Source organism: Bradyrhizobium sp. DOA9 (assembly GCF_000617845.2).
In the GTDB taxonomy this organism is placed as follows: Bacteria; Pseudomonadota; Alphaproteobacteria; order Rhizobiales; family Xanthobacteraceae; genus Bradyrhizobium.
This window is the reverse complement of record NZ_DF820425.1, coordinates 1,225,357-1,239,612: the sequence shown is the minus strand read 5'-3', so window position 1 is coordinate 1,239,612 and position 14,256 is coordinate 1,225,357. Positions and strand designations below refer to the sequence as shown.

The following is a 14,256-nucleotide window of genomic DNA, read 5'->3' as shown; positions in this document are numbered from 1 at the left end:
TTGTGCGGCGCCACACTAGCCCTTCAAAACCGCGAAGCAAGGGCGTGATGTGGCATTTTGCGATTGCGGCATGGGGTCGAATAGGCGAGAAGAGCCCCGCTTTTCCAGCCGAAATGGACCGTAAATATGTCAGACGCAATACGGGCAGTGATCCTCGGCATCATCGAGGGCGTGACCGAGTTCCTTCCCGTATCCTCGACCGGCCATCTCCTGCTTGCGGAGCGCTTCTTCCATCTCGGCGAAGGCGCGTTCTGGGATTCGTTTACAGTCCTGATCCAGCTGGGCGCGATTCTCGCGATCGTCGGGCTGTATTTCAGGAAGCTGTGGGACGTCGTGATCGGCCTGTTCACGGGCGATGCCTATGCGCGCCGCTTCGTGATCGGCGTGCTGGTGGCGTTCCTGCCGGCCGTGATCGTCGGCCTCCTCGCCGGCAAATACATCAAGCTCATGCTGTTCAATCCGTGGGTCATCTGCTTCACGCTGATCGTCGGCGGCGCCGTCCTGCTCTGGGTCGACAAGCTCGAGCTCAAGCCGCGCGAGCACGACGCCACCAGGTTTCCGCTCCTGATGTATCTCTATATCGGCATTGCGCAGTGCGTGGCGATGATCCCGGGCGTGTCGCGCTCCGGCGCCAGCATCGTCGCTGCGATGCTCTTGGGCGCCGACAAGCGCGCGGCGGCGGAGTTCTCGTTCTTCCTGGCGATTCCCACCATGATCGGCGCGTTCGCCTATGACTTCTACAAGAGCCGCGCCGAGATGACGATGGACCACATCAACATCGTCGTGATCGGCTTCGTGGTGTCGTTCATCACCGCGATCATCGTGGTGAAGACGTTCCTGACCTACGTCACCCGCCACGGCTTCGTGCTGTTCGCCTGGTGGCGCGTCATCGTCGGCACCCTCGGCCTGATCGCGCTGGCGCTGGGCCGGTAGGCATCTCTGATCGGACAATGCTGACCGGGGTTCTCGGTTCACCTCTCCCGCCGGGGAGAGGTGGGCATCGAGCCTCCGGATGGCTCCGCGCTTTCAACGCAATATAAGGTTTTGATCGGTACTCAGTTTCCCAAGCCAGGCGGCGCGCCCGGCGCAGGAGCTGAGCCATGACCCTCGTCAGCGGCTGGGGGCGCTTCCCGGTCGTCGATACCGAGATGCTGCGGCCGCGGTCGTTCGAGGCCGTAGGTGAAGCCATGGTGTCCGGCACCGTCGCGCGCGGCAATGGCCGTGCCTATGGCGATGCCGCGATCGGCGTCGCCAGGACGGTCGCGATGACGGGTTTCGACCGCATCAGGTGGTTCGATCCGGCGGCTGGCTGCACCCGCCTCGAGGCCGGCGTGCTGCTCTCGGACCTGATCGAGACCTTCGGCCCGCGCGGCTTTTTGCCCTTCGTGCTGCCCGGCACGCGCTTCGTGTCGATCGGCGGCGCCATCGCCGCCGACGTGCACGGCAAGAACCACCATTGCGAAGGCGGCTTCGGCCGCTACGTCGACGCCATCCTGCTGCGCACGGGCGCGGGCGAATTGATCGAAGCCTCGCGCGAGCAGAACTCCGACGCCTTCTTTGCGACGATCGGCGGCATGGGCCTGACCGGGGTCATCCTCGAAGCGACGATGCGGCTGCGCAAGGTCGAAACGGGGTGGATCCGCGAGCGCGTGATCTCGGCGTCGGATCTCGACGCGGCGATGCGCGCGCTCGATGCCGGCGATGCCGCGACCTATTCGGTGGCGTGGATCGACTGCGCCGCCCGCGGCAGGGATCTCGGCCGCGCGCTGATCTATCTCGGCGAGCCCGCCGGCAAGGACGAGCTGCCTGCCGGCGCCGCGGCGTTCCCCGCCGGCAAGCATCCCGGCCTCGGCGTGCCCGTCGATCTGCCCTCGATGACGCTGAACCGCTTTGGCATTCGCGCGTTCAACGAGCTGTATTACCGCATGGGCGCGCGCCGCGCCGGCGGCAGCCACGTGGTCTCGCTCTATCCTTATTTCTTTCCGCTCGACAGCATTGCCGACTGGAATCGCATCTACGGCAAGCGCGGCTTCCTGCAGCATCAATGCGTGATCCCAGAGAACGGCGCGCGCGCCGTGCTCGGCGAGATCCTCGATCGCGTGGCGCGGCGCGGCGATGCCTCCTTCCTCGCGGTGCTGAAGAAGCTCGGCCAGGGCGAGGGCATCCTGTCGTTTCCGCTGCCCGGCTACACGCTGGCGCTGGATTTCCCCGTGCGGGGCGACATCCTGAATTTTCTCGACGAGATCGACCGTCTCGTCGTCGCGGCCGGCGGGAGGCTCTATCTCGCCAAGGATGCCCGCCAGTCGCGCGCGACGCTCGAAGCCGGCTATCCCGCCCTGCAGCGCTTCAACGCGATCCGCAAAGCGCTCGACCCTGCCGGCAACATCCGCTCCAAGCTTTCACAACGCCTGTTTGATGAGGTCTAGGCCGTGACGTCGCGCAAGTCTGTACTGGTTCTGGGCGGCTCATCCGACATCGGCCGCGCCGCGGCGCGCGCCTTTGCCAGAGCGGGATACGATGTGGGGCTCGCCGGCCGCGATATCGCCGCGCTGGAGCCTGATGCCGCCGATCTGCGCGCGCGCTACAATGTCGAGGCTGGTCTTCACACATTCGACGTGCTCGACACCGCCTCGTTCGAGGGCTTCGTCGCGGGCCTTCCTGCGCTGCCCGATGTCGTCGTCTCGATCGTCGGCCTGCTCGGTATGCAGCAACAGGCCGAGAGCGATCTCGCCCACGCCACCGCGATCATGCGTTCCAACTACGAAGGTCCCTCGCTGATCCTCGGGCTGTTCGCGGAGAAATTCTTGAATCGCGGCAGCGGCACGCTGGTCGGCGTGTCCTCGGTCGCCGGCGATCGCGGCCGCGCCTCCAACTATGTCTATGGCTCGGCCAAGGCCGGCTTCTCCGCCTTCCTGTCCGGCCTGCGCGCCCGCGCCAGCCGGGGCAGCGTTCACGTCGTCACGGTCAAGCCAGGCTTCGTCCGCACCAGGATGACGGAAGGCATGAAGCTGATCGGCCCGCTCACCGTCGAAGCCTCCGTCGTCGGCGCTGCGATCCTTCGCGCCGTCGAGAGCAAGACCGACATCGTCTATGTCAGCGCAAAATGGCGCCTCGTGATGCTGATCATCAAGACGCTGCCGGAAGCGGTGTTCAAGAAGCTGAGGTTTTGACGCCCTTGCAGGAGCGGGGCTGTAACCGCGCCCGGTGGTGCGCTCCCTCCCCCGCTTGCGAGAGCTTTGCACAAGAGGAGGATTTGCGATTCTCTAGGGCCTGTGGTGGAGGCGGATTCGGATGGCATATCGAGAGGTTGGGCAACCGAGCTTCGCGGACGCGCTGGTATCGCGGCGAGGGAAGGGTAACGCGGTGCTGAAGCGGATTGGCGAACTGGTCGACTGGGCGGCTGTGGAAAGAGTGCTGGGTGGTCTTCCGGAGCCGGAGCGTGGCCCTCCGCCCTATCCGCGACTGGTGCTGTTCAAGGCGCTGCTGCTGCAGCAATGGTATGGGCTTTCCGATCCGGCGCTCGAGGAAGCGCTCGACGACCGGGCCTCGTTCCGAGCCTTCTGCGGCTTTGTGCTGAGCGACGAGACGCCTGACCACACGACGATCTGGCGATTCCGCGAGGCTTTGCAGCGAGCCGGTCTGGACGAGAAGCTGTTCGCCGAGATCCTGCATCAGATCGACGCACGCGGGCTGGTGCTGCGCCGGGGCACATTGATCGATGCGAGCCTGATCTCGGCAGCAGTAAAGCCGCCGAAGCCGCCAGAGGACCCGCAGCCGCCCGGCCCGGACGGCCGTGAACCGAGCAAGCTGGTCAACAGCAAGCGCGATCCAGATGCACGCTGGACCAAGAAGGGCGGCAAGCGGTACTTCGGCTACAAAGCCCATATCGGCATGGATCAGAGTTCGGCCATCGTCCGCCGCAGCAAGCTGACCGACGCTGCGGTCAACGACACGGTGCCCGCCGACGAGTTGGTCTGTGGTGATGAGAAGGCGGTCTATGCCGACCAAGCCTATGACAAGCACAAGCGCCGCAGCGGGCTCGCCGCGCGAGGAATCAAGCCGAGGCTGATGTTCCGGCCGAACAAGCATCATCCGCTCACCGAGCGGCAGAAGCGCTTCAACAATGCCGTGGGAAAGCGCCGCGCACCGGTCGAGCAGGTCTTCGCGCGCCTCAAGGGCAGCTACCGCTGGGCGCGCGCTCGCTATCTGGGTTTGGCGCGCAATCAGACGCATCTGCGCCTGATCTGCCTCGCCATGAACCTCAAACGATGGGCGGTGCTGTGCCCGATAGGAGCCGCAGCGTGACCACCACCCGCCGCTACCCCGCGGCCACGAAAAACAGACGCCCCACCCCTCTGGGGCTACGCGAGGCCGTTCAAAAAAAGCCCCATATCGAACTTCACTCCAGCACAACTCATTACGCAAAGCTCTCGCTTGCGGGGGAGGGTCGGGGAGAGGGTGTCTCCACGGAGAGACTCCCGATGACGAGAAAGCCCTCACCCCGCCGCTTCGCGGCGACCTCTCCCGCGCAAGCAAGCGGGAGAGGTGAAACTCACACACTCATGCGCTGGAACTGGCCCTGCGGGCGGAAGCGCCAGAGATATTGCGGGGCAATCGCCTCCAGCGAATCGGCCTGGATGCCGAGGCCTTCCAGCGTCAGCCCGGCCGCCTTCGCCGCCTCCGACACGACATTGTCGCGCTCGAGCAGCGTGACCTGGTCCGGCGTCAGCTTGAACGCGCCCGGCGCGAATTGCAGGAAGTTGGCCTTGAAGCGGGCGAGGCCGAACGGCAGCGGCACCAGCATCCGCTTGCGGTCGGTGATTTCGAGGATCGCCTCGATGATCTCGCGCATGGTCAGCACTTCCGGCCCGCCGAGCTCGTAAGTCGCGCCCGCCTTGGCCTTGCCGTCGGCCGCATCCGCGATCGCGGTGGCGACATCGCCGACATAGACCGGCTGCATCTTCGTTTCGCCGCCGACCAGGGGCAGCACCGGCGACATCCGGGCCAGCGCGGCAAAGCGGTTGGTGAACTGGTCCTCCGGGCCGAACATCACGGAGGGGCGGAAGATCGTGGCTGAGGGAACCGCGGCCAGGACCGCCGCTTCGCCGGCCGCCTTGGCCCTGGCATAGCGCGAGGGCGACTGCGCATCGGCCCCGATCGCCGAGACATGCACCAGCTGGGCGCCGGCGGCGGCCGCCGCCTTGGCGACGGTCTCGGCGCCCCTGGCCTGGACGGCGTCGAACGTCTGCCCGCCGCTCTCGGTGAGCACGCCGACCAGGTTGATCACGACATGCGAATCACGCAGCGCCGCCTCGACCGAGGCCGGATAGCGCAGATTCGCCTGCACATTGTGGACCTGCCCGACCCGGCCCAGCGGCTGGAGGTATCCGGCGAGTTCCGGCCGCCGCACCGCGACCCGGACCCGGTAATCCCGCTTGCACAGGGCGCGGACGACGCTGCGGCCCAAAAACCCCGATCCGCCGAAAACCGTGACGAGCGTGTCCAGATTCGATGCCATGGGAGCCGTTCCTGCGGAAAAGAGTGCGTCGTGCAGGCTTGTATCGGGCCGGTTTGCGATGCGCAATCGGCATCCCGACCCCGGCCTCACGCACGAATTGACAACGGCGTCACCGAACCGTAGTAACCGCCTCCGTGCCCCAAACGGCATGCCCAGGTGGTGGAATTGGTAGACGCGCTGGCTTCAGGTGCCAGTGGCTTAACGGCCGTGAAGGTTCGAGTCCTTTCCTGGGCACCATCTCCTGCTCAAGCGATTGAAATCGCTCATCCGCAGGACATCGAGCTGCTGACCGGTCCACGACACCGAACCCATGTCGGAACATGACGGCAAAGGCCGGTGAACCCCGAGCCCCCTGGGAGGCCTCAGTGCTCGTTGACCGCAGCGCCGAGCTTGATCAGGCTCAGCGTGCGGTTCGCGGTCTCGCGCAGGCGGCAGTAGCTCGCGCCGCCCCGGTACATGCCGGGGTCGACGTTGTCGAAGACCGCGCATAGGCGATCACGCGACGCGGCGAAAGTTTTCTGCGAGTCATTGACCGCCTTGATCGCGTCGGCGAAACCGCCGGCCTGAGCCTTCTTCAGCGCCTCACTGGTTTTCTGCGTCCAGACCGCGAGTTCGCGCGCCGCGCAGGCCTTCCATCTGGCGACATCGTCATTCGCGCCCTCCGCCGCCTTGATGCAGGGGTCGGCGACGAGCCCGATGCAGGCGGCGCCGAAACCGCCGGTTTTCTCCACCTTCTTCAGGCAGGCATCGATCACGGCAAGGTCGGCTGGCGCGGTGCTGCGGGTGGTGTCTTTTTGGGTAGTGTCTTGGGCGAAAGCCATCGATGCCAGCGGGAGGCCTGCGGCGAGGATCGCGGCGGCAAGTTTGAATTTCACTGGAGATCTCCGTTCGGCGCATCGATGCAACCTTGGTCACCGAAGGCTAGGGGTGGGTTCACCCGAATGTGGAGCAGGAGCCGCCCCCTCACACCACCGTCTTCCCCGTCCGCTCCGCCACCGCCTTCTGCACGAAATACATCATCACCAGCGTGACGATCGTCGTGGTCACGACGACGTAGCCGATCCGGTCGAAATGGAGCAGTGTGCCGTCCGCGCCTTGCGCGATGATCGCGCCGGCGAGTACCGAGCCGAGGCCGCCGGAGAGCTGCTGCAGCGAGGCGCTGACCGCGCTGAACGAGCCGCGCTGGCCGGGCTCGGGGATCGCCGACATCAGCGCCTGTGACGGGATCATGCGCGAGAAGATGCCGACGAACATCAGCACGTTGACCAGAATCGCGGTCGCCAGCGAAACGTGGCCGAGATGGGTGTAGATCAGCACCATCAGGACGGTCATGGCGCAGCCGAACACGAAGGTCGGATATTTTCCGAACGCGTCGCTCGCCCTGCCGACCAGCGGCCCGGTGACGATGCTGAACAGGCCGGAGACCAGATAGATCGTCGGCAGGTGCGTGATGTCGATGCCGAGATTGTGCACGGTGTAGGCGCTGGAGAACGGCATCAGCATGTAGCCGCCGGTCGCCAGCAGCGTCGTGACGGCGAAGGCCAGTGTATAGCGCGGCTGCGCGACCGTCGCGATCAGATGGTGGAACGGGTTTCGGTCCTGCTTCAGCTTCAGATGCGCGTCGACCGGGTCCATCGCGAAGGCGATGACGGCGATCGCGGCGATCGACACCACGACGATCGCGATGAAGCAGACATGCCAGCTCCAATGGTTGGCGAGGAACAGTCCGGCGGGAATGCCGAGCACCTGGCTGGCGGCGAACGCGGTCTGGATGAAGCCCATGACGCGGCCGCGCAAATGCAGCGGGAACAGGTCGGTGACGATGGCGAGCACGACAGAGCCGATCACGCCGCCGAACAATCCGGTCACGATCCGCCCCAGCAGCAGCACGTGATAATTCGGCGCGGCGGCGCAAAGCATGGTGCCGAGCGTGAAACCGACATAGAAGAACAGCAGCAGGCGCTTGCGATCGAAGCGATCGGCAAAGCCGGCGGCCAGCACGCCCGAAATGCCCGCACTGAACGCGTAGGCCGACACCGCGACGCCGAATTGGGTGGCCGTGATGCCGAGCGCGGGCATCAGGATCGCGCCGAGCGGCGACATGATGATGAAGTCGAGGATGATCGTGAACTGCGTGAATGCGAGCAGCGCGATGAGGAGCGCCTGATAGCGCGAGAAGCCGCGCTGGCGTTCCGATGGATCGTCGATCGGCGCGGCGCGCGTCTGTTCGGTCATGGATCTCGATTCGTGGGTCGGCGGGGGAGGGAAACTGGCAGATGGGGTGAGCCCGCCCGATTTTCCACGGGACGCGCGCCATGGGCTCCGCCGAAACGGGCAGTTCGTGCGCCATTGTGGGTTCCATGCAACAGCCGGGCATTCGACAAACCGTCCGCCTCTTGGCGAAACGCGTGCACGGACTGAGAAGCCGGGACACCGGGCGGCTCCCATGAATATGGGAGGACGATAGGCCGCGCAGGCTTTCGTGCATCGTGCGTCTTCCCAAAACCACCGGCCGCATGCTTTGAGAGTTGCCAAACGTCGATCGCGTTTGGCGGCGGCTTGGGGCTGGAAGTGACGGTCTTCATTCTTCCTCGTCTTGCCGGTTGCGGGTTTGGAAGACGGGGATGGGGACCGAACATGACGATTTCACCGCGAGCGCCAGTCACAGCATTTCTCGCAACGGCGCTCATGGCCGTGGTCGCGGCCTGCGCCTGCGCGCCGCAGGCCCGGGCTCAGTTCGTGTGCGTAGATGGGGCCGCGTCCGAGCAAGGCGCCTCGGCCGCCGGATCAGCGAGCAATTTTGCCTGCGGGCCTTCCGCCTCCGCTCCGGGTGCGGGCAGCAACAACTCCGCGATCGGGAGCGGCGCTTACGCTGACGGAAATGCCAGCAGCAATATTGCCGTCGGTTCCGCCAACGCCAGCGGCCACAGCAGCTCCAATATGGCGACCGGAAACAATGCCAACGCCAGCGGCAACAACAGCTTCAACAGCGCGACCGGAGCGGGAGCCATCGCCAGCGGTGACACCAGCAAAAACATCGCGTCCGGTAACAACGCGCAGGCCAGCGGCGACAACAGCAACAATATCGCGACCGGCGCCGGAGCCAACGCCAGCGGCAACAACAGCGGCAATCTCGCGTCCGGGCTGACAGCCCTCGCCAACGGCGACAACAGCAGGAACGTTGCGACTGGGCGCAGTTCCAATGCCTCCGGCAACAACAGCAGAAATGTTGCGAGCGGGTTTGTCGCCAGGGCTTACGGCGACAACAGCTCCAACACCGCGACGGGGACCAACGCCAACGCCTACGGCAACGGCAGCGCTAACATCGCGACCGGCCCAAACTCCAACGCGACCGGCGACAACAGCTTCAATATCGCGACCGGCGTGAATACCAACGCGAGCGGGTCCGGAAGCTATAACGTCGCCACCGGCAACGCCGCCACCGCATTTGGCACCAACAGCTCGAACGCGGCGGCCGGCTATCTGGCGAATGCCAACGGCGCCAATTCGAGGAATATCGCGAACGGCACGCAATCCAATGCCAGCGGGACCGGCAGCTTCAACATTGCGGTCGGAAACGGCGCCAACGCGAGCGGAAACGGTGTCGCGAACACCGCGGTGGGCAACGGCTCCAACGCAACCGGCGCGAATTCCTCGGCCTTCGGCAATGGCGCCTCCGCAACCTTCGCGAACTCTACCGCGATCGGCAATGGCGCCGCCGCGACGCGCGCCAACCAACAGGTCTACGGCACCGCGAGCAATACCTACACGATGACGGGCGTCACTTCGGCCGCGAGCACGGCCGCGCAGTCCGGACCGGTGCAGCTCGTCACCACGGACGCTGCCGGCAATCTCGCTTCCACCTCGCTCGGTGCGCTCGGGCTCGCGGGCTCCGGAGATATCGCAAACATCAACAACCAGCTCGCCGGCATCAATGCCCGCCTCAACGAGATCGACGGCAGGACCGGCAAGGCGATCAACGGTGTCGCAATGGCTCTTGCGATGTCCGGCTCGCCCTGGCTGATGCCGTCCGAAAAGATCGCGATGAGCATGAACTGGGGCACGTTTGAGAACACCAATGCGCTCTCCATGAGTGCGGCGCTGCGCGTCAGCGAGCACGTGCAGGCCAGCGGCGGCCTGACTTACGGCACCAACGGCGGCGGGTTGGGCGGCCGCCTCGGCATGCGCGTCGGCTGGTGATGGCGGGCTTCGGCAAGTCGGCGCAGTTGATCGCGCGCGCCATGATAGCACTGGTGCTGCTGCTGTCCTGCGGAAGTGACGGAGCGATGGCGCAGCAGAAGGCGCCTGCGCCGGCTGCGGCTTCCGCACAGCCGTCGCTGCCTGTCTCGCTGGAGCAGGCGCTCTATCTGATCCGCTCGACGCTGCTCACGCTCAACGATGCCAACCGCACCGGCAACTACACCGTGCTGCGCGACCTCGCTGCCCCCGACTTTCAGGCGCGCAACACCGCCGCCGATCTCGGGCTGAATTTTCTCGACCTGCGGCGCCGCAACTTCGACCTCTACGGCGCGGCATTGCTGGCGCCGCAATTCACCGATGCGCCTGCACTCGACCAGTGGGGAATGCTGCGTCTTGCGGGTTACATTCCGACCCAACCGCAGCAGATCAAATTCGATCTCACCTTTCAGACCGTCGCCGGGCAATGGCGTCTGTTCGCCATCGCCATCGCCACGCCGGACGCTGTATCCGCCCAAACCCAAGCCCAGACAGCTCCTTCGAAGCCGGCCGCGCCGGCGCAGAAGAAGTCGCCGTGAGAGCGGGGCGCCATCTCCCCTTCTATCCTTTGGGAATACAGAAGTTGAGGCCGAATCCGGCGGATGCCCGCGGGAGGCCCTCCGCGGCTCTCCACCCCGATTAAGCCGCCCTTAGCGAATGCCCCCTAGGCTCGCCGCCGTCCATTTCCCTGCTCCCCGGCCAGCTCTCGGGCCGGTCAGTTGGTGGCAAGTCAGAGCGTTTTCGGATGGAGCAGCCTGCCCGGCAGTACGATTCTGGCGCGTCCACGCCGTCGCCGACGGTTGCCCGGACGCTCGTCATCGAGCTCGAAGGCGCGCTGCTGCGCTCGGAGTTGCTGATGGAGGCGCTCTTCAGCGCCCCGGCACGCATGCTTGCCCGCTTCGGCGCGGGCGGGCGACCAGGCATGGCGGCGCTCACCGATATCCTGGCACACGCCGAGATCGATTACGCCCATCTGCCCTATGATGCCGAGGTGCTGAACCAGGCACTGGCGGCGCGGGCGCGGGGCGAGAAAGTCTATCTGGTCGCTCACCGCTTTGCCCATCAGGCCGCGGGCATCGCCGCGCATCTCGGCCTCGACGGCGTCGTGACGCCTGCCGAGCTTGCGACCGGCAACCTTCCATTCGATCGTGCTTTCATCGCGCGCATCGACGCGCGGAGCAGCAAGCGTGCGAGCCTGAAGACCTGGGCGAAGGCGCTTCGCGTCTATCAATACGCCAAGAACACGCTGGTGTTCGTGCCTGTCGTCACTGCGCATCAGATCAACTTTGCAGCGCTCGGCTCGGCGCTGCTGGCGTTCCTGGCGTTCTCGGCCTGTGCGTCGGGCGCCTATCTGATGAACGATCTGCTCGATCTCTCTGCCGACCGCCAGCATCCGACCAAGCGCCATCGCGCGCTCGCCGCCGGCGACCTGCCGATCTCGTCCGCGCTGCTTGCGATCCCTGCGCTCTGGCTGTTCGCGGCCGCCGTCGGCCTCTGCATCTCGCCATTGTTCCTCGGCGTGCTCGGCGCCTATCTCGCCACCACGATCGCCTATTCGTTCGTGCTCAAGCGCAAGATGCTGGTCGACATCGTCACGCTGGCCGGTCTCTACAGCCTGCGCATCGTCGCCGGCGCGGTCGGCGTCGGCGTGGTGCTGTCGGAATGGCTGCTGATCTTCTCGCTGTTCGTGTTCACCTCGCTGGCGCTGATCAAGCGCTTCAGCGAGCTCGGCATGCGCGAGAGCGCGGGGCTGACCGATCCCTCCAACCGCGACTATCGCGTCACCGACCTGCACGTCCTCGCGGCGATGGCCGCGGCGAGCGCGATGAACGCGGTGACCGTGTTCTCGCTCTACGTCTCCTCGACCGCGGTGACGCCGTTGTACAGCCGACCCTGGTTGCTGTGGCTGCTCACACCGCTGCTGCTCTACTGGTTCGGCCGCGCCCTGATGATGGCGCATCGCCGCGAGATGCCCGACGATCCCATCCTCTATGCCTTCCGGGACGGCCCGAGCCGCATCGCGGTCGCGGCGATGATCTGCATCATGCTGGCGGCGATCTGACCCGACCCCGTGCTTGCGCGGCCCGCCGGCAATGGCTACACCGCGGGCAATCCGAATTCGCTATTGTACCGACTTGACCGATTCGACCCGAGGTTTTGAAACGCCATGACCGTACGCCTGCACCGCGGCGACCTGCCCGACCTCACGCGCTACACCGGAGCGGTGGCGATCGACACCGAGACCATGGGGCTTAACCCGCACCGCGACCGGCTCTGCGTGGTGCAGCTCTCGCCAGGCGACGGCAGCGCCGACGTGGTGCAGATCCCCAAGGGTCACACCGACGCGCCGAACCTGAAGGCCCTGCTGGCCAACCCCGCGATCACCAAGATCTTCCATTTCGCCCGGTTCGACGTCGCGGTGCTGTACCAGACCTTCGGCGTCATGACCGGGCCGATTTATTGCACCAAGATTGCCTCCCGCCTGACCCGCACCTACACCGACCGCCACGGCCTGAAGGACCTCGTGCGCGAGGTGCTCAATGTCGACCTCTCCAAGCAGCAGCAGTCCAGCGATTGGGGTTCGGACAGCCTGACCGAGCCGCAGCTCGCCTACGCCGCCTCCGACGTGCTGCATCTGCATGGCTTGCGCGAGCGGCTCGACGCCATGCTGGTGCGGGAAGGCCGCAGCCAGCTGGCGCAGTCCTGTTTCGACTTCCTGCCGACCCGCGCCCTGCTCGACCTCCAGGGCTGGGCGGAAGAGGACATTTTCGCGCATTCCTGAAGGCCCCGCGCGGCGAATGGCCGGACCTTGCCGCCCCGTTTCGGACACTTTCGTAACGGCCTGTCGCCGGCTGCATATTTGGGCGGCGCCGGATAGAATGGGGTGTCCCCTCGACCGGACAAGGCGGACTCCTCGTCAGGAGCCAGGCAAGCAGGAACCTAGGTGAATTCGGCCCAGAACCCCGCCTACGACGCCGCGCTTGCGGCCAAGTTCGCCAGCGCGGCGCGCCACAGCCGCCTGGTGCGGATTCTGCGCATCGCGGTGCCGAGTGCGGTGCTGCTGTCCATGGCCGCCATCGTCGGCGTCTCGATCTTCAATCCGTTCCGCATGCTGATGCCGAAGCTGCCGCTCGACTCCGGAAATCTGGTGGTGTCGGGCACCAAGATCACGATGGAATCACCGCACCTCGCCGGTTACACGCCCGACCAGCGGCCCTACGAGCTCTGGGCCAAGACCGCGACGCAGGACATCACCGATCCCGATCATGTCGATCTCAATGACCTCCGTGCGAAAGTGCTGATGGAGGACAAGTCGACCCTGTTCCTCGACGCCCGCACCGGCCGCTTCGACAACAAGCAGCAGCAGCTCGACCTGCGCAAGGACATCTTGCTGCGCACCTCGACCGGCTATGAGGCGCGGCTGAACTCGGCCTTCGTCGACATGGGCAAGGGCACGGTCTCCTCGGACGAGCGCGTCGACGTCAAGCTGACCAACGGCACGCTGAGTGCGGATCGCCTGCGAATTACCGAGGGCGGCGAAGTCATCCGCTTCGAGGGCAACGTGGTGATGCACCTCGACAAGCTCGACGAGCCCGCCGCTAGTCAGCCGCCACCAGCTGAGCCGGCGCCGACGAAGACACGCACGCCTCAAAACAAGTCTGCCAATTCGAAGTGATTTTCATGATGACCTGTTTCCCGCGTGACGTTTTTGTCAGCAAGGCCGCGCTCGCGATCGGCCTCGCGCTGCTCGTCACGGGTGCGGCCCTCGCGCAGAGCACGATGCAGGGTGTGCCCAATGCGATGCAGGGCTTTTCGCAAAACCGCGATCAGCCGATCCAGATCGAAGCCGCCTCGCTCGAGATGCGCGACAAGAAGAAGGAGGCGACCTTCGCCGGCAATGTGAAGGTCGTGCAGGGCGACACCACCATGACCTCGAAGACGCTGGTGGTTTTCTACGAGTCCGGCGGCGACAAGCCCGCCGCGCCGCAGCCCGCAGCGAAGGGCGCGAAATCGGCGCCGATGCAGTCGGCGCAGCCGGGACCGGGCGGCAGCTCCTCGATCAAGCGGCTCGAGGCGCGCGGCAATGTCGTGGTCACCCAGAAGGACCAGGTGGTGACGGGCGAGACCGCGGTGTTCGACACCAAGACCAACCTCATCACCATGCTCGGCGGCGCGGGCGGCCAGGTGGTCCTGACCCAGTGCAAGAACGTGCTGCGCGGTGATCGCTTGATGGTCGACATGACCACCGGTGTGTCCCGCGTGGAATCCGACAACGGGCGGGTGCAGGCGCTGCTGCCGCAGGGCGGCAGCAATGATTGCGGCCAGGGGAGCAAACCTGGCGCGGCGCCGCCCTTGCAATTGCCTGGCGCAAGTAAACAAAAGTGAATTCAACAACTTGGTTCGGGTGCTCCCGATCCGAGGTTGAAGCTTGGCGAGCGAGCCTGTATCTAGCGCGCAGGGCTTTCGAGGCGGGATCTGCCGCTTTTCGGGCGTGTTTCACT

Annotated in this window: 13 protein-coding genes and 1 tRNA gene; 11 read left to right on the top strand and 3 right to left on the bottom strand. The window is 65.6% G+C overall.

Features of this window, described 5'->3' with window-relative positions; translation table 11 throughout:
• The first annotated feature begins 126 nt into the window (after positions 1-126).
• The 4 genes from BDOA9_RS05715 (at position 127) to BDOA9_RS05700 (ending at position 4,305) form a co-directional block, all read left to right on the top strand.
• The gene (locus BDOA9_RS05715; protein WP_025032988.1) at positions 127-933 is read left to right on the top strand and encodes an undecaprenyl-diphosphate phosphatase; all 807 of its coding nucleotides are present in this window, start codon (positions 127-129) and stop codon (positions 931-933) included.
• A 167-nt stretch (positions 934-1,100) separates the two neighbouring features.
• Entirely contained in the window at positions 1,101-2,426 is a 1,326-nt protein-coding gene (locus tag BDOA9_RS05710; RefSeq protein ID WP_025032987.1) for an FAD-binding oxidoreductase, read from the top strand.
• A gap of 3 nt (positions 2,427-2,429) precedes the next feature.
• Positions 2,430-3,170, top strand: coding sequence for an SDR family oxidoreductase (locus BDOA9_RS05705; RefSeq protein WP_025032986.1), 741 nt, complete (start codon positions 2,430-2,432; stop codon positions 3,168-3,170).
• A gap of 121 nt (positions 3,171-3,291) precedes the next feature.
• A complete protein-coding gene (locus BDOA9_RS05700; protein ID WP_025032985.1) occupies positions 3,292-4,305 on the top strand; it encodes an IS5 family transposase in 1,014 nt (337 codons plus the stop codon).
• A 247-nt stretch (positions 4,306-4,552) separates the two neighbouring features.
• Here BDOA9_RS05700 and BDOA9_RS05695 read toward each other — a convergent pair whose 3' ends face one another.
• Positions 4,553-5,518 carry a complex I NDUFA9 subunit family protein gene (locus BDOA9_RS05695; protein WP_025032984.1) on the bottom strand — a complete coding sequence of 322 codons (966 nt, stop codon included), beginning with the start codon at positions 5,516-5,518 and terminating at the stop codon, positions 4,553-4,555.
• A gap of 150 nt (positions 5,519-5,668) precedes the next feature.
• Here BDOA9_RS05695 and BDOA9_RS05690 point away from each other — a divergent pair.
• Positions 5,669-5,755: transfer RNA gene (locus BDOA9_RS05690), tRNA-Leu, on the top strand.
• Positions 5,756-5,880: 125 nt separating this feature from the next.
• Here BDOA9_RS05690 and BDOA9_RS05685 read toward each other — a convergent pair.
• Both BDOA9_RS05685 and BDOA9_RS05680 read right to left on the bottom strand, forming a co-directional pair.
• Positions 5,881-6,393 (bottom strand): lysozyme inhibitor LprI family protein, encoded by a 513-nt coding sequence (locus BDOA9_RS05685; protein WP_025032983.1) that lies wholly within the window; start codon positions 6,391-6,393, stop codon positions 5,881-5,883.
• An 88-nt stretch (positions 6,394-6,481) separates the two neighbouring features.
• A complete protein-coding gene (locus tag BDOA9_RS05680) occupies positions 6,482-7,753 on the bottom strand; it encodes an MFS transporter (RefSeq protein ID WP_025032982.1) in 1,272 nt (423 codons plus the stop codon).
• Between the two features lie 705 nt (positions 7,754-8,458).
• Between BDOA9_RS05680 and BDOA9_RS05675 the strand changes: the two genes are divergently transcribed.
• From BDOA9_RS05675 to BDOA9_RS05650, 6 genes are all read left to right on the top strand, one after another.
• A complete protein-coding gene (locus BDOA9_RS05675; RefSeq protein ID WP_244521452.1) occupies positions 8,459-9,718 on the top strand; it encodes a beta strand repeat-containing protein in 1,260 nt (419 codons plus the stop codon).
• Entirely contained in the window at positions 9,718-10,293 is a 576-nt protein-coding gene (locus BDOA9_RS05670; protein WP_025032980.1) for a hypothetical protein, read from the top strand. Before BDOA9_RS05675 ends, BDOA9_RS05670 begins: the two co-directional genes overlap by 1 nt.
• Before the next feature lie 206 nt (positions 10,294-10,499).
• Positions 10,500-11,816, top strand: a complete 1,317-nt coding sequence (locus tag BDOA9_RS05665) for a UbiA family prenyltransferase (RefSeq protein ID WP_025032979.1) — start codon at positions 10,500-10,502, stop codon at positions 11,814-11,816.
• Positions 11,817-11,921: 105 nt separating this feature from the next.
• Positions 11,922-12,536 carry a ribonuclease D gene (locus BDOA9_RS05660; protein ID WP_025032978.1) on the top strand — a complete coding sequence of 205 codons (615 nt, stop codon included), beginning with the start codon at positions 11,922-11,924 and terminating at the stop codon, positions 12,534-12,536.
• 162 nt (positions 12,537-12,698) lie between these two features.
• Positions 12,699-13,430 carry an LPS export ABC transporter periplasmic protein LptC gene (lptC, locus tag BDOA9_RS05655; RefSeq protein WP_025032977.1) on the top strand — a complete coding sequence of 244 codons (732 nt, stop codon included), beginning with the start codon at positions 12,699-12,701 and terminating at the stop codon, positions 13,428-13,430.
• A 5-nt stretch (positions 13,431-13,435) separates the two neighbouring features.
• Positions 13,436-14,140, top strand: coding sequence for an LptA/OstA family protein (locus tag BDOA9_RS05650; protein WP_025032976.1), 705 nt, complete (start codon positions 13,436-13,438; stop codon positions 14,138-14,140).
• The last annotated feature ends 116 nt before the right edge of the window (positions 14,141-14,256 follow it).

Excerpts from the sequence above, each read along its gene's own strand:
- BDOA9_RS05715 (WP_025032988.1), top strand. The coding sequence starts at position 127 with ATGTCAGACGCAATACGGGCAGTGATCCTCGGCATCATCGAGGGCGTG.
- BDOA9_RS05710 (WP_025032987.1), top strand. The coding sequence starts at position 1,101 with ATGACCCTCGTCAGCGGCTGGGGGCGCTTCCCGGTCGTCGATACCGAG.
- BDOA9_RS05700 (WP_025032985.1), top strand. The coding sequence starts at position 3,292 with ATGGCATATCGAGAGGTTGGGCAACCGAGCTTCGCGGACGCGCTGGTA.
- BDOA9_RS05695 (WP_025032984.1), bottom strand. The coding sequence starts at position 5,518 with ATGGCATCGAATCTGGACACGCTCGTCACGGTTTTCGGCGGATCGGGG.
- BDOA9_RS05680 (WP_025032982.1), bottom strand. The coding sequence starts at position 7,753 with ATGACCGAACAGACGCGCGCCGCGCCGATCGACGATCCATCGGAACGC.
- BDOA9_RS05675 (WP_244521452.1), top strand. The coding sequence starts at position 8,459 with ATGGCGACCGGAAACAATGCCAACGCCAGCGGCAACAACAGCTTCAAC.
- BDOA9_RS05670 (WP_025032980.1), top strand. The coding sequence starts at position 9,718 with ATGGCGGGCTTCGGCAAGTCGGCGCAGTTGATCGCGCGCGCCATGATA.
- BDOA9_RS05665 (WP_025032979.1), top strand. The coding sequence starts at position 10,500 with ATGGAGCAGCCTGCCCGGCAGTACGATTCTGGCGCGTCCACGCCGTCG.
- BDOA9_RS05660 (WP_025032978.1), top strand. The coding sequence starts at position 11,922 with ATGACCGTACGCCTGCACCGCGGCGACCTGCCCGACCTCACGCGCTAC.
- BDOA9_RS05650 (WP_025032976.1), top strand. The coding sequence starts at position 13,436 with ATGATGACCTGTTTCCCGCGTGACGTTTTTGTCAGCAAGGCCGCGCTC.